Origin of the sequence: Collinsella aerofaciens (assembly GCF_902501475.1) — a bacterium.
Taxonomy (GTDB): domain Bacteria; phylum Actinomycetota; class Coriobacteriia; order Coriobacteriales; family Coriobacteriaceae; genus Collinsella; species Collinsella aerofaciens_AL.
Genome location: NZ_CABWIF010000007.1, coordinates 1 through 14,261, shown reverse-complemented (window position 1 = coordinate 14,261; position 14,261 = coordinate 1). Strand labels below are relative to the sequence as shown.

Here is a 14,261-nt window from a genome sequence, read left to right as displayed (position 1 = left end):
TACGCTTGCCTTACCGTTGTGTAAGGTACGCGTAGCTACCCTGCCACGTGTTGATGTTGAGAGAGGACTCCTGTTGAAGACTGTTCATGTTGCCGCTGGGATCATTCGCAAGGAAGGATCTGATGAGCTGCTTGCCGTGCAGCGCGGCTACGGCGACATGCAGGGACTTTGGGAGTTTCCCGGTGGCAAGCTCATGCGCGGCGAGACACCCGAAGACGCCGTGCGACGCGAACTCATGGAAGAGCTGCAGGTCAAAGTCACCAACCTGCGCGATTTTTACACCGTTGAGTATGACTACCCCGATTTCCATCTCTCGATGGAGTGTTACTACTGCTCGCTCGCCGATGAATCCGATGAACCCCAGAAGCACGACCGCCAGCTCGATATCCGCTGGATTCCGCGCACCTCGCTTGCCACGGTTGAGTGGATGCCCGCCGACAAAGGGCTTATCGATGCTCTGATTGAGTTGAAGGAAGATCGGCTTGAGGCCAACGGCACTGCCAACGACGCCGAGGCCACCACGACCGACAAACCCGCCACCAAATCCAAGCGCGCACCTAAGCGCCGCAGCAAGAAGCGTCCCAAACCCGGTCTGCTCGACGGCATCGATACCTCGGACCTTTCAGCCGACGAGCGCGAACTGGTGCGCCGTCGCGCCGCTATAAAAAAGTCCATGAAGGGCAACAAGCGTGCGAACACCAAACCCGAGCTGCTCGTACGTCAGCGCCTGCGCGCCGCGGGCCTCACGGGCTATCGTTTGGAATGGAAGGTTCCCGGCAAACCCGATATCGCCTTCCCCGGGCGCAAGATCGCCATCTTCGTCAACGGTTGCTTTTGGCACCGCTGCCCCAAGTGCAACCCCAGCCAACCCAAGCGTAACGTTGAGTTTTGGGAGGCAAAGTTCCGTCGCAACGTCGAGCGCGACCGCACCGCCGTGGCGGCACTCACTCAAATGGGCTGGACGCCCATAACCATCTGGGAATGCGAACTCAAAAAGGACCGCATCGACGCCACCATGGAAAAGGTCATCGAGCAGGTGCGGGCCGCAGAGCCGCAGCGCTAGGAACGAGCCGTCCACACGCCCCACACAGGCGAGCCACATCCGCGCCACAAACCTTAGAAAGCCCTTAAGCTCAAAACCTTTCAAGAGTGTTACCCGATAGCTTTGACCTGCGGTTTCATCGTTACATCAAACCTGATTAAGCCTTTCTTTAGCGCTTCTTTGCAACAGCCGCGGCATAATACTGCCAACGCACGGGACCTAGCAGCACACCCCGTGCGCAACCTTTTGGTGGACATCGAGGAGGCCGCATAAGCATGCATTCTTCCAATGACGCAGCACAGCAGCCATCCCCAAAACATGCAGACCTTTTCTCCTTCCCCCCGACACAGAGAAACGGCCTCCTCGACTCCCCCACCACAAAAGCCAAACGCTCAACCGACCAGAGCCACAACTTGCGAGCATCGTTCGAAAAGCTCCAAGCATCCCTAAACAAGTCATTCCCCAACCAAGCCCGGGCATACTAACCCCTCATCAGCAAAGAAGCCCTGACGCCCCACCCATTTCCGCCCTAACGCCACAAGGGCGACGACCTCGAGTAGATCAACCTGGGAGGGACGAGGGCTTAGTTCCCCAATCTTTCCGCAGGGGGCAAAAAGCCTCGCCGCACGAAGTGCGCAGCGAGGCTTTTTGCATGCCCGAGGACGATTGGGGAACTAAGCCCTCGTCCCTCCCCGGGATATGTAGCGAGTCGGAGTACCCTTGCTGTTACTCTGCCTTGCCCACAGAGTTGAGGTTGGTCATGCGGATCTTAACCAGCTCGGTGATCTCACGCATGCCCTCCTTGGCCGGCTTCTTGGGGTCGAAGCAGGCGGGGTTCTCGGCCATGTAGGCCATGAAGCCCTTGGTGTAGGCCTGACGCAACTCGGTGGCGTAGTTAACCTTGCAGATGCCGTTCTTCACAGCCTCGGCAACCTGCTCATCGGGCACACCGGAGGTGCCGTGCAGAACCAGCGGCACGTCGACGGCGTCGCGGATGGCCTTGACCACGGACTGCTCGATGTGCGGATCGCTCGTGTACACGCCGTGGCTGGTGCCAACGCCAATGGCCAGCGAGGTGCAGCCGGTGCGCTCAACGAACTCCTTGGCCTCGGCCGGATCGGTGTAGGGGCTCTCGCCCTCAACCGCGGGACCGTCGTCCTCCTTGCCGCCAACCTTGCCGAGCTCTGCCTCGACGGGCACGCCCATGGCGCGGCCAGCGTCGGCGACGGACTTGGTCAGGGCGATGTTGTCCTCGAAGGACTCGTGCGAACCGTCAATCATGACAGAGGTGTAGCCGGTGCGGAAAGCCTGCATGCAGCGGTCATAGCCATCGCCGTGATCGAGGTGCAGAGCGACGGGCACGGAAGCGCGCTCGGCGGCAGCCTTGACCATGCCGTAGAAGTAGTCCAGACCAGCGGTCTTGATGGTGCCCGGGGTGGTCTGCATGATGACGGGGGACTTGGTCTCCTCGGCAGCGGCCAGAACGGCCATAACAAACTCGAGGTTCTCGACGTTGAACGCGCCGACGGCGTAGTGACCGGCCTGAGCGTCCTTGAGCATCTTTTCGGTGGTAACAAGTGCCATGAGCGTTTGCTCCTCTCCCTCGCCCGCATCTGGACATCGGGCGTAGTTGTTCACAAGGCGTTTTACCTTGCGTTTTACTGCGCTCATTGTATGAAATTCAGCGGCTTTGCACGTGCGAGATATTGAGCCCATGCAGGTCAATACAGTCGTTTTTGAAAAGCAAACGGAAGGAATTTGAGCCGAGCTGACATGTTCGATATTGAATTTTGAGCGTTCAGCGTCTTTCTTTTATAGAAAAGATAAGTAATCGAAAGGTGTTTTCTTACTCAAAAAGAAAATGAACGAAAATAGAGTCAACACAATTCCTGCAAATTTAGCCGAGAATGGAGCAAGCATGGCCCAAGCCACCAACCGTGCTTTTGCCGACGAACGCCGTACCGCCATTATGGAAATGCTCGATCATAACGCCTCAGTGCAGGTAGCAGAAATCGCCCAGACCTTTGGCGTGTCCTCCGTCACCGCCCGCGCCGACCTGGACGCGCTCGCCGAAGCAGGCAAGCTGCGCCGCACGCATGGTGGCGCCGTGTCGCTCCACAAACGTCTGACCGTCTCCACGCAGGATCGCCGCATCAATGTCAACGTCGCCGCCAAGCAAGCCATCGCGCAAAGCGCCATCGAGCTCGTCAATGACGGCGACACGCTGCTCGTCGACTCGGGCACCACGGCGCTCGAGTTCGTTCGGCTCCTCGACCAGCGCAACGGCATCACCGTCATCACGGCCGACATTACCATTGCCGATTACATCGACGAGAGCATGCCCTCGGTCGATGTCGTCATGCTGGGCGGGGCGTTGCGCAAAGGCCATCGTTATTTGTACGGACCGCTCACTATGCAGGCGCTCCAAATGGTCCATGCCGATCTGGCCGTCATGTGCCCCGGCGCCTTTGTCTCCAGCTGCGGCTTTACGACCGACTTTCCCCAGATGGCCGAGACCAAAACGGCTATGATCACCGCGGCCCATCAAAGCGTCGCCCTCATGGACGCCAGCAAGGTTAACGGACGCGGCATGTACCGCTTTGCCGAGCTGACCGATGTCGACGCCATCGTGATGGACCGTGACCCCGACCATGCCGTCGCCACCTCAATCGCCGAGGCTACCGACAGCGCACGTCCAGCCCTCATCATTGCCGGCGCTTAAACAAAAACCACCACAAAGGTGCCTGTCCCCTTTGTGGTGGTTGTGATGGTTGAGCGTCAAAAGTGAACGTGTCGTTACTTGGACAGCTCGTCGGCAAGGGCCTCGATCTGAGCGCGCGAGGCGTCGTTGAGCGAGCCCAGCACGGTCACCTTGTTCTGCGTCAGGGTGATGTCCTTCATGCCCTCGAGCTCCTTGGTCATAACCTTGGCAGCTGCAGGCGCCCAAGAGCCGGCCTCGACGAGCGCCACCGTACGGTTCTGGTAGGCGTGCTCGGCGAGCGTGTGGATAAAGGTGCTCATGCACGGGAAGATCTCGCCCTGATAGGTAATGGAGGCGAGCACCAGACGGTCGTAGCGGAACGCATCCTCAACGGCCTCGGCCATGTCGTCGCGAGCCAGGTCAAAGACGGAGACCTTCTGGCCGCGAGCCTCGAGCGCAGATGCGAGCTCCTCGACGGCAGCCTTCAGATGGCCATACACGCTCGCATAGGCGATCGTGATGCCCTCGTCCTCGGGCTGATAGCTCGACCAGGTGTTATAGGTGTCGAGGTAATAGCCCAGGTTCTCGGTCAGCACGGGGCCGTGGAGCGGGCAGATGATCTGGATGTCCAGGCCGGCGGCCTTCTTGAGGACGGCCTGCACAAACTTGCCGAACTTACCGACGATGCCAAAGTAGTAGCGGCGAGCCTCGCAAGCCCACCCCTCGGGATCCTCGATGTCGTTGGCGCCAAACTTGCCAAAGCCGTCAGCACTAAAGAGCACCTTGTCGGTGGACTCGTAGGAGAAGATCACCTCGGGCCAGTGAACGTTGGGGGCGCCGATAAAGGTCAGGCTGTGGCCACCCAGGTCGAGCACGTCGCCCTCTTTGACGACCACCTTGCGCTCGGGGTAGTCGGTGCCAAAGTAGTTGACCATCATGCGGAAGGCACCCATGCTGGCCACAATCTGTGCCTGGGGATAGCGCTCCATAAAGGCGGCGATACCGGCGGAGTGATCGGGCTCCATGTGATGGACAACCAGGTAGTCGGGCGTACGTCCATCGAGCGCGGCCTCGAGGTTGCCGAGCCACTCGTCAACAAAACCACCATCGACCGAATCGGCGACGGCGATCTTTTCGCCCAAGATAACGTAGCTGTTGTATGCCATACCGTTCTCGGACACATCGTACTGGCCCTCGAACAGGTCAATGTCGTGATCGTCGACGCCAACGTAGCGGATATCCTTGGTGATCTCCATCAGGCAAAGCCTCCTAGATAGACAAAAGAACCCGTCTATCATAGCACTCGGCAGCATTCCAACTGTTATCTGCCGGCATCCTTACCGATTGTTATTGAAATACGATAAATCGCCGTTTACCTGCGCAAACTATGAGCGTGGTATCGCCGTGCTATGTCGAATAATGAGCTGGCCGGGAATACGGATGGCAACGGTTTTGCCCGCCGTACCCGCCTCGGGAACCGCATGCTCAAACACCTCGCGTCCGCGCTGATGTAAATCGAATCGCACGGTCGTGAGCTCGTTGTGTGCCACAAAATCATCGAGCGAATCGTCGACGCCCACCACGCTCACGTCCTCGGGCACGCGCAGACCGCTATCGCGCAGCGCTGCAATCGCGCCATTTGCCATCTGGTCGTTTGCCGCGTAAATCGCCGTCATGGTGCGGTCGTGCTCGGCCAGATATCTGCCGGCCTCGTAACCGCTGTTGGCAGACCAGTCGCCCTCGAGCGGCGTCTGCGGCTTAATGTGCCTACGCTCGAGCGCATCCTGCCAACCGGCTCGACGAAATTGCTCGTCGACCGAGAACGACGGGCCGCCAATATAGCGAATTTGCTCATGCCCCAGCTCAAACAGGTGATTCATAAGCAAGAGCGAGCAGCCGTAATGATCGGAGTCTACCGTGGTCACCCGCGGGTGCGCGTACATGGTAACGATGACCGTGCCAATGCCCGGCAGTGGATCAAACGTCTCAAAATCGGGCGCCATACGGCTCATGCCGATAATGATGCCGTCCACAGGCAGCGCGGCCATACGACGCGTTGCCTCGGCAAGCGAAAACTCCTCGGTCTTGGACATCTCGACCAGCGTGATGGCGCAATTATGCTCGCGAGCAGCGCTGGCGATGCCGTCGATCATTGAGAGGTTGCCAAACTTGGTGACATCGTTGACGCACAGGCCGACCGAATGGTAACGGCCGTCGCGCAGCGAGCGACCGGCATAACTCGGACGAAAGCCGAGCTCTTGCATAGCGGCCTGCACGCGCTGGCGCGTCTGCTTGTTAACGTTGGGCAAGCCGTTGGCGACGCGCGAAACCGTCTGCTGCGAAACGCCAGCAGCGCGGGCGACGTCGGCCATGGAGACCGGACGCGTACCTGTATCGTTGGACGGGCGCCTTGCCACAGGATCACCTTCACCGTTGCGAGATCTGAATAGCGTGCATGCCGGCCCGGGCAGAAATACACCCCGCGCCGAGGCCCGCTATCGTCGGACGCATGTTAACGTACTCTACTTTTTCTATCTGCATCTCTTCTGCTTTATAAGTCCATACGGCAGTACCGTTCACGGCTGTATTTCTACCGATTACCAGATTCTCAAAAAGTGACAAGCGTTGTGTTATGAGTACGTTAACATAGCCCGTAACGTGCGGTATCGTGAACACTTGGTTCACGCCGCTTCAAGTTGTTAACGTACTCATAATGACGCAAAACTTACCCTCGCGCACCAAGGAAAGGACTCCCATGACCACTCCCGACGAAAAGACATTCGCCACGCTCACCAAGCTGTTTGAGGAGGAGTTTGGCCCCATCGGCGACCGCCAGGTGCTCTATGTGCACGCGCCCGGCCGCTCCGAGATCAGTGGCAACCACACCGACCACGAGGGCGGCCACGTCATCGCCGGCTCGCTCGATGTCGCCGTCGACGGCATCGCCGTGGCAACCGATTCCAACAAGGTTCGCGTTGCCGACGAGGGCTATCCCACGTTTGAGATCGCGCTCGATACGCTAGATGTTCAGGAGTCCGAGATGGGCACGTCCGCAAGCCTCGTCCGCGGCATGGCCCACGAGATCGCAGCCCTTGGCGTTGAGCCCCAGGGCTTCGACTTCGCCTTCACCTGCTCCGTCCCCTCGGGCGGTGGCCTTTCCAGCTCTGCCGCCGTCGAGGCCGCGTACGGCCGTGCCATGGAGACGCTCTGGGGCGCGCCCGCCATTGAGCCCGTCGCGCTCGCTCAGATGAGCCAGCGCACCGAGAACAACTACTACGGCAAGCCCTGCGGCCTGATGGACCAGGCCGCCGTATGTCTGGGCGGCCTCGCCTACATGGACTTTGAGGATCAGGCTCAGCCTAAAACCCAGAAGCTCGAGCTCAACTTTGAGGATCACGGCTATGCGCTCGTGCTCGTTAAGGTTGGTGCCGACCACGTGGCCGCCACCGACGACTACGCCGCCGTTCCGCGCGAGATGCAAGACGTCGCTGCCGAGTTTGGCAAGACACGCCTGTGCGAGGTAAACGTGGCGGACTTTGACGCCAAGCTCCCCGAGCTGCGCGCCAAGCTGGGCGACCGCGCCTGTCTGCGCGCCGTTCACTACTGGTACGAAAACGGCCTGGTCGATAAGCGCTGGGCAGCCCTGAACGCCGGCGACATTGACCAGTTCCTGGTCCTGACACGCGAGTCCGGCGCCAGCTCCGCCATGTACCTGCAGAATGTTGTTGCCAAGCTGGGTTCCGAGCAACCCTCCATGTATGCCCTGGCGCTGGCCGAGCATGTGCTCGACGGCCGCGGCGCCGTCCGTATCCACGGTGGCGGCTTTGGTGGCACCATCCAGGCCTTCGTGCCGCTCGATTTGGTCGACACCTTCATTGCCAAGATGAACGGCTGGCTGGGCGAGGGCTCTGCCCGCCACTACGCAATTTCTGACAAGGGGGCTTACGCGGCATGGCTGTAATGACTGATGTGCGCGAGGCCGCGCAGGGCCTGATTGAGTATGCCATCCATCGATCGATGATCGGACAGGACGACCGCATCTGGGCATACAACACCATTCTCGAGTGCATCGGCGCCACGGGCCCCGCACTCGACATGGCCTGGGCGCTCAAGACCGAGAAGATTTCGCTCTTGCACCCCGATACCCTGCCCGACTTTGACCTTGAAGGCACGCTCGCCGCGCTTGCCGAGGCCGCCGTTGCCAACGGCGCCGCCGAGGACACGGCATCGGGCCGCGACCGCATCGCCATGCGCATCATGGGCGCGCTCATGCCGAGGCCTTCTGTTGTAAACGAGGAGTTCAACGGCCGCATGGGCGTCAACGAGCCCCGCGCCGCAACCGACTGGTTCTACGGTCTGTGCTGCGACGCCGGCTACGTGCGCCGTGCCGCCATCGCGCGCAACATCAAATGGAGCACCCCCACCAACTGGGGCGACCTGGAGATCACCATCAACCTGTCGAAGCCCGAGAAGGACCCGCGCGATATTGCCGCGGCCGGCGCCGCCAAAAACACGGGCGAGAAGTATCCCGCCTGTCAGCTCTGCATCGAAAACGAGGGCTACCCCGGACGCTCCGCCGCAGCCGACGGCGGCGCCCACCCCGCTCGCCAGAATCTGCGTGTTATCCCCATCCAGCTCAACGGCGAGCGCTGGGGCTTCCAGTACAGCCCGTACGCATACTTTAACGAGCACTGCATTGCTATGAGCTCCGAGCATCGCCCGATGCACGTCGACCGCAAGGGGCTGACCTGCCTGCTCGATTTTGTGGACCTGTTCCCGCACTACTTTATCGGCTCCAACGCCGACCTGCCCATTGTGGGCGGCTCGATCTTGTCGCACGACCACTTCCAGGGCGGCGCGCACGAGTTCCCCATGATGCATGCCGCCGAGGTCTCGCAGTTTAGCGTGCCCGGCTTTGACCAGGTCAGCGGTACCGTGTTGCAGTGGCCGCTTTCGGTGCTGCGACTGCGCTCGCACGACCGCGCCCAGCTGCTCGACGCCGCCGAGAAGATTATCCTCGCCTGGCGCGAGTGGACCGATGAGTCTGTGGGCGTCATCGCGCACACAGCCGACGGCGTGGCGCACAACACCGTGACGCCCGTCATCCGCCGCGTCGACTCGCGCGGCAATGCCGGCGGCGAAGTCTACGAGGCCTACCTGGCGCTTCGCTGCAACATCACGACAGACGAGCATCCGCTGGGCGTTTTCCACCCGCATGCCGAGTACCACCACATTAAGAAGGAGAACATCGGCCTGATCGAGGTCATGGGCCTGGCCATTTTGCCGCCGCGCCTGGTTCCCGAGCTTGGCGCTGTCCGTGAACATCTGCTGGCGGCCAAGGCCGATGCCAGCTACGACCTTGCCGGTGCGCTCGAGGACGATGATCTATGCCGTAGCCACGCCGCATGGGCCGAGGATGTCTTTGCCCGCCGTGCCGACGAGCTTACGGCCGAAAACGCCATCGACATCCTGCACGAGGAGGTCGGCGTGGTGTTTGGCCACGTGCTCGACAACGCCGGCGTCTTTAAGTGGGACGAGGCAGGACGCGCCGCCCAACAGCGCTTTATCGACTCACTATAGAACACGGGCCCGAACGTTCAACAGCAGCCCGCACGACATAGCCACCTACACGACAACGGCGCCCGCCGGCAACATCGCCGACGAGCGCCGTTTTTGAGTGTAGTCATTGGGGTCATTCTTAAGGGGCGTTCTTAAACGACTAGTCATTAAAGAGCGTCCCCAATGACTACTTGCAACCAAGGCAACGCCGGTGTCTTGGCAACGACAGCGAAAACGCCCCTAAGCGAGCAAGGTGACGTGAAAGAGGAGGGCATTGACCTTTTGGTCATGCCCGACGATTGAACGTCAGATTGCCGCTTAGGGGCGTTTGCAGCGTCGAGCCGTTACGGCGTTTGGTAAAACGCCGTAACCCTACAGTTCAGTCACGACAACACTGTTGTAGATCTCGTCCCAGCGGTCCATGACCAGGTGACCGGTCTTGGGATCCATAGCGTTGAGCTTGCCGCAGGTATTGGCGGTCTTGAGCACCGTGACGTCGTCGGCACCAGCCGCAATGGCATGCGCAAAGCCAGCGATGGTCGAGTCGCCGGAACCCGTCGCGTTCACAGCCGCAATCGCGGGCGTCTTGGCGCGGAACGCGCGACCCTCATGGAAGCCAACCGAACCGGCAGCGCCCATCGAAACGACAACCCAGGGGATACCGGCAAAACGGTCATCGGCGGCAAGCGCCTCGCGCAGGGCATCGACATCATCGGTCGTAAAGGACGTACCCAGTAGGCCGTTAATCTCGGTCAGGTTGGGCTTTACGAGCTCAGGCTTAGCGTCGGACTCCAGCGCGGCCTCCAGCGATGCACCCGAAGTGTCGAGCAGCACCTTGGCGCCCGCCTCCTCGGCGATCTTGACGAGCTCGGCATAGTAGCCGGCATCGACGCCACGCGGCAGCGAGCCCGAAAGCGTCACAACGTCCGCCTTCGCTGCAAGCTCGGCGAACTTGGCCGTAAAGGCCTCGAGCTCGGCCGGGGCGATCTGCGGGCCGCTCTCCAGCAGCTCGGTCTGATTACCCTCGTGCAGAATATTCAGGCAAATGCGCGTCTCACCGGCGATGGGCACAAAGTCGTTCTTGACGCCGTCGGCATCCATAAGCTCGGCCATATAGGCACCCATGTGGCCGCCGAGCAGGCCAGTCGCGAGCACGTCGTCGCCCAGCTGCAGCAGCACACGGCTCACGTTGAGGCCCTTACCGCCAGCAGTCTTTTCGGGCGTCACGCGGTTCACGTCGTCGATGATCAGCTTGTCGAGCTGATAGCGCGTATCAATCGACGGGTTCATGGTAACAGTCAGAATCATATTGAACTCCTGTTCCGGGGCGGCATAACCCGCCCCAAACATACGATAGCTCGTTAAAGGATCTCGATCTCAAAGCCGCGGGTGACGGTCTCTCCCGGCTTGGCCACCAGGCAGCCACGCTTGTGCTCCAGAATATCGTCCTCGTCGGAGCAGGTGGACAGGCCGCCCCACGGTTCCACGGCCACAAAGTCGCCCTCGGGCTTGCTCCACACAATCAGGTATGGCATATCGGGGAACGTCAGGCGCACGCCCTTGTCCTCGGTTTTCTTGGTCAGCGTAACCACGCGGCTCTCGAGCACGTCAAAGATGGTCTCCGCGAAGTCGAAGAGTTCGTGGGTAAGCGGCAGGTCATGGCCGATCATGGGGTTCTTGCTGCGATGCTCAACATCAATCAGGCCCGTCGAGGGGACGGCAGTACAGAGCTCGGCGGCCTCGCGCTGCTCAAAACGGAGCTCGTAGTCGTCATAGGACTCGCCCTCGTCAAGCGGGCACTTAAAGCCAGGGTGACCGCCCACAAAGAACGGCATGTCCTCGGTGCCCTCATTGGTCACCTCGTACGACACGGCCACCTTCTCCGCATCGATCGTGTAACGAGCAACGATCTTAAACGGATACGGGTACTGCTCGAGCAACTCGGCATGGTCGGCAGAGCTTAGGCTCAGCGCGACCATGTTGTCACCCTGCTCATCGAGCTTCCACTCCTGTTTGCGCGCAAAGCCGTGGCGGGCGAGCTTAATCTCGCGGCCGCCCATGGTCATTGCGTGACCGTCGCGAAGGCCGCCGCAGATCGGGAAACAAATGGGTGCCTGGCCCGACCAGACCGCCGGGTCACCCTGCCACAGGTACTCACGGCCGTTGGCCGCAATAGAAGTGAACGATCCGCCAGCCGTGCTCAGTGCTACGCGGATAGAACCGTTATCAAGAACAAACTCCATAGGAGCCTTCCCTTTCGTACGCCAGCCCGCCAAGTCAGTGGGGCTGATAGAAAACCGGCCCGCGCCCCCTCACAGAAACGCGAGCCGTCAACGGACTAGTTAATTACGCCGGATACCCGCTAATCATGGTATTCGCCGCGGTCCCACTTCTCGAGGAACTCGTCAAAGAAGTGCGGATCAGCCTGAGCCTCGGCGTCGGCCTTGTTGCAGGCATCGATCTTGGCGATCAGGGCATCGTGCTCGGGGGTCTTCTCGTAGGGCTCCTCCAGGAAGGCAAGCATGATGTCAGCCATCAGGAACTCGCCGGTGATCTTGCCGCCAAAACCCACGATGTTGGCGTTGAGCTCGCGACGGGCATACAGGGCAGAGGTCATGTCGCGAACCAGGGCGCAGCGGGCGCCGGGAACCTTGTTGACGGCGTTGGTGATGCCGATGCCGGTGCCGCAAAGGGCCACGCCAAAGTCGGCCTTGCCGCTGGCAACAGCCTCGCCCACGGCCTTACCGTAGATGGGGTAGTGCGTACGGGTGTGGCTGTAGGTGCCGCAATCGAGCACCTTGTAGCCAGCCTGCTCCAGGCGGTCGGCCAGATAGATCTTCTCGTCCGTAACGATATGGTCGCAACCGATTGCGATGGTCTTCTTCATCAGAACGTCCTTTCGTCTGAATTCACAAGTTGAGGTAGAAGTTCGAGTTCTCGGTGGCTCTCGTTAGGCCATCTTGTTGAGCATGTCGACACGGATCTGGTGACGGCCGCCGGCGTACTGGGCGCACAGGAACTCGCGGGCGATCTTCTTGGCGACCTCGGTGCCCACAACGCCCGGGCCCATGGTGACCATGCGCGAGCCGTTGTGCTCGCGGGTCATGTAAGCGGAACGCTCGTCGGAAATGTTGGCGACGACCATGCCCTTAATCTTGACGGCGGCCATATAGGAGCCGACGCCGTACTTATCGAATGCGAAGCCCTGGGAATCCTTGTGCTCCAGCAGGTCCTTGGCAACGGCGGTCGCGGAATCGACAAAGTCCGCGGCAGGGGTCTCAGAATAGTCGACGACCTCGTGACCGTCGGCGATGAGCATCTCCTTGATGGACTCCTTCATCGACATACCGTCGGCATCGGAAGCGATTACAACCCTCATGACATCCTCCTTGAGAGATACGCAGGTGCGTAGTTTCTGTTTGGAAGTGTTGAATCGCGTTCAGGTCCGGGCATCTGAATGTGCGGTTCTTCACTGTTCATGTTTATTTGAACACATTCGAACATCAACTGCAAGAACTATTTGTTTATCTTTGTTCTTTTTTGAACAAATACCGTTCACAGGTGATTGCTGACCGTTTGGGCCGGGCGCGGACGTAGCGACCGTGTGTTCAACAAACAAAAGGGCGGCCGAGAACGTGTCTCGGCCGCCCTTCGGCAGTATTCCCCGGTATATACAGCTGTTTTAGCTACTCGGACTGCCCACCCTTTTTGGCGTGCTTGGACGGAGCACCCAGAAAGCGGCCCGTCAAATAGTTCGCCGGACCGGAAATATCGATCCCCAGCAGCACGTGTCCTAGCCATAGGAACGCCACGAGCACCAGCAGCGGGATAACGCACGAGGTCACGATCATCACGATGACGCCTTCAATCAGATCGGTCACCTGCCGCACAATCTCATCGGTCATCTGCTTGGCGCCGCTGGTCACCGACGTAACAAGGCTCGATGCCCCATCAGTCAACTGCTCGAGCACGTTTTTGGACTCCGTGGCCTCGGATTTTTTCTTGTTCGATTTTGAGCTGGTCTCGGCTGACTTGTCCGTGGTGTCGGCCGCGTCCGCAGCGTCCGCAGCCTTTTGCTCAGCTTGCTCAATACTTACGCGATACGTTTCATCGACCTTCTGCGACACCCATACGCTCGCGGGCACGAGCGCCATGCCGATCACGGCAACCACCAGTACGCGTGTCGCCACACGGCGCAGGACAGTGCTCGTGCTCCAGCGCCCGTGAATGCCGAGCGACACCGCAAAGAGCACCAACGCAGACGGGATTAAGATGCCCAGGCCAACCGACCACAAAATCGTGAGCAAATATTTCTCTAGGTATAGCACGGCAAGCACGATACCAAGGTTGCCTGAAAGCTGTGCGAGCTGCTCGGCAACCGGCGTTCCCGTATCACCAGGCAGCGCGGTAATGCCCGCAGATAGAGCAACGCATGAAGCCGTGAGCGCCAAAACGTTGCCTTTCTTTTGGTCGATAACCTCGATGGTGGAGTCCCAAGTTTTGGTATCGGCGAAATGCGGACGAGCTACAAAGCCCGACAGCAACGCCAGCACCACGAGCGCAACGATGATACCGATCTGCAGCTTTTTGTTTGCGCACACGACATCGGACAGGCTGGGCTGCAGCTCGGTTACCGTCGTGTGCTCGGTTATCTGGACAGGACGCCCATGAGCCATCTCGTGCGCGTCTCTTTTTTGAATCGATCCATTGTCCGGCATTTGGATACCTCCTCATTCCGGCCTGTATTGCGGATGGAAGTATACCCACCCTGCGAAAAACCGAACGGGAAGACGAACAGAAGCCCCAAGACTGTCCCCAACGACTAGTCGTTTAAGAACGTCCATTACAGTCGAAATTGTCAGCCCGGGACCGTCTCGGGCTACGATTGAGGCGCGCCCAGAACGGGCCGCCGACCGGGCGCCCGCGCACGGCCGAACGTCCCTGCCCCCGAGAGGGCCC

The 14,261-nt window shown here is 60.1% G+C and carries 12 protein-coding genes; 4 read left to right on the top strand and 8 right to left on the bottom strand.

The window, feature by feature from the left end:
* The first annotated feature begins 73 nt into the window (after positions 1–73).
* Positions 74–1,063: a DNA mismatch endonuclease Vsr gene (vsr, locus tag GDJ93_RS02135; RefSeq protein WP_152067584.1), complete on the top strand. Its 990-nt coding sequence runs from the start codon at positions 74–76 to the stop codon at positions 1,061–1,063.
* Positions 1,064–1,768: 705 nt separating this feature from the next.
* Here vsr and GDJ93_RS02130 read toward each other — a convergent pair.
* Positions 1,769–2,626 carry a class II fructose-bisphosphate aldolase gene (locus GDJ93_RS02130; protein ID WP_022095149.1) on the bottom strand — a complete coding sequence of 286 codons (858 nt, stop codon included), beginning with the start codon at positions 2,624–2,626 and terminating at the stop codon, positions 1,769–1,771.
* A gap of 334 nt (positions 2,627–2,960) precedes the next feature.
* On the opposite strand from GDJ93_RS02130, the gene GDJ93_RS02125 reads away from it, so the two are divergent.
* Positions 2,961–3,764, top strand: a complete 804-nt coding sequence (locus GDJ93_RS02125; protein ID WP_152067583.1) for a DeoR/GlpR family DNA-binding transcription regulator — start codon at positions 2,961–2,963, stop codon at positions 3,762–3,764.
* Between the two features lie 74 nt (positions 3,765–3,838).
* Here GDJ93_RS02125 and GDJ93_RS02120 read toward each other — a convergent pair whose 3' ends face one another.
* Together GDJ93_RS02120 and GDJ93_RS02115 are read right to left on the bottom strand one after the other, a co-directional pair.
* On the bottom strand, positions 3,839–4,999 hold the full coding sequence (locus tag GDJ93_RS02120; protein WP_193221417.1) for an FprA family A-type flavoprotein: 1,161 nt from the start codon (positions 4,997–4,999) through the stop codon (positions 3,839–3,841).
* A gap of 129 nt (positions 5,000–5,128) precedes the next feature.
* Positions 5,129–6,115, bottom strand: a complete 987-nt coding sequence (locus GDJ93_RS02115) for a LacI family DNA-binding transcriptional regulator (RefSeq protein WP_152067608.1) — start codon at positions 6,113–6,115, stop codon at positions 5,129–5,131.
* Between the two features lie 383 nt (positions 6,116–6,498).
* On the opposite strand from GDJ93_RS02115, the gene GDJ93_RS02110 reads away from it, so the two are divergent.
* Together GDJ93_RS02110 and GDJ93_RS02105 are read left to right on the top strand one after the other, a co-directional pair.
* Positions 6,499–7,704 (top strand): galactokinase, encoded by a 1,206-nt coding sequence (locus GDJ93_RS02110; protein ID WP_152067581.1) that lies wholly within the window; start codon positions 6,499–6,501, stop codon positions 7,702–7,704.
* Positions 7,695–9,323, top strand: a complete 1,629-nt coding sequence (locus GDJ93_RS02105) for a UDP-glucose--hexose-1-phosphate uridylyltransferase (protein WP_226812420.1) — start codon at positions 7,695–7,697, stop codon at positions 9,321–9,323. Before GDJ93_RS02110 ends, GDJ93_RS02105 begins: the two co-directional genes overlap by 10 nt.
* Positions 9,324–9,674: 351 nt before the next feature.
* Here GDJ93_RS02105 and GDJ93_RS02100 read toward each other — a convergent pair whose 3' ends face one another.
* The 5 genes from GDJ93_RS02100 to GDJ93_RS02080 form a co-directional block, all read right to left on the bottom strand.
* Complete coding sequence (locus tag GDJ93_RS02100; protein ID WP_152067580.1) at positions 9,675–10,610, bottom strand: hexose kinase; 936 nt, start codon at positions 10,608–10,610, stop codon at positions 9,675–9,677.
* Between the two features lie 53 nt (positions 10,611–10,663).
* Positions 10,664–11,545: an aldose 1-epimerase family protein gene (locus GDJ93_RS02095; RefSeq protein WP_152067579.1), complete on the bottom strand. Its 882-nt coding sequence runs from the start codon at positions 11,543–11,545 to the stop codon at positions 10,664–10,666.
* Positions 11,546–11,664: 119 nt separating this feature from the next.
* On the bottom strand, positions 11,665–12,189 hold the full coding sequence (gene lacB / locus GDJ93_RS02090; RefSeq protein WP_006234831.1) for a galactose-6-phosphate isomerase subunit LacB: 525 nt from the start codon (positions 12,187–12,189) through the stop codon (positions 11,665–11,667).
* 63 nt (positions 12,190–12,252) lie between these two features.
* The gene (gene lacA / locus GDJ93_RS02085; protein ID WP_152067578.1) at positions 12,253–12,681 is read right to left on the bottom strand and encodes a galactose-6-phosphate isomerase subunit LacA; all 429 of its coding nucleotides are present in this window, start codon (positions 12,679–12,681) and stop codon (positions 12,253–12,255) included.
* Positions 12,682–12,988: 307 nt separating this feature from the next.
* A complete protein-coding gene (locus GDJ93_RS02080; protein ID WP_152067577.1) occupies positions 12,989–14,020 on the bottom strand; it encodes a hypothetical protein in 1,032 nt (343 codons plus the stop codon).
* Positions 14,021–14,261 lie beyond the last annotated feature (241 nt).

Coding starts and splice junctions, on each gene's coding strand:
- lacA (WP_152067578.1), bottom strand. CDS start 12,681: ATGAGGGTTGTAATCGCTTCCGATGCCGACGGTATGTCGATGAAGGAG.
- GDJ93_RS02110 (WP_152067581.1), top strand. CDS start 6,499: ATGACCACTCCCGACGAAAAGACATTCGCCACGCTCACCAAGCTGTTT.
- GDJ93_RS02105 (WP_226812420.1), top strand. CDS start 7,695: ATGGCTGTAATGACTGATGTGCGCGAGGCCGCGCAGGGCCTGATTGAG.
- GDJ93_RS02095 (WP_152067579.1), bottom strand. CDS start 11,545: ATGGAGTTTGTTCTTGATAACGGTTCTATCCGCGTAGCACTGAGCACG.
- GDJ93_RS02120 (WP_193221417.1), bottom strand. CDS start 4,999: ATGGAGATCACCAAGGATATCCGCTACGTTGGCGTCGACGATCACGAC.
- GDJ93_RS02115 (WP_152067608.1), bottom strand. CDS start 6,115: ATGGCCGACGTCGCCCGCGCTGCTGGCGTTTCGCAGCAGACGGTTTCG.
- GDJ93_RS02130 (WP_022095149.1), bottom strand. CDS start 2,626: ATGGCACTTGTTACCACCGAAAAGATGCTCAAGGACGCTCAGGCCGGT.
- GDJ93_RS02080 (WP_152067577.1), bottom strand. CDS start 14,020: ATGCCGGACAATGGATCGATTCAAAAAAGAGACGCGCACGAGATGGCT.
- GDJ93_RS02125 (WP_152067583.1), top strand. CDS start 2,961: ATGGCCCAAGCCACCAACCGTGCTTTTGCCGACGAACGCCGTACCGCC.
- lacB (WP_006234831.1), bottom strand. CDS start 12,189: ATGAAGAAGACCATCGCAATCGGTTGCGACCATATCGTTACGGACGAG.
- GDJ93_RS02100 (WP_152067580.1), bottom strand. CDS start 10,610: ATGATTCTGACTGTTACCATGAACCCGTCGATTGATACGCGCTATCAG.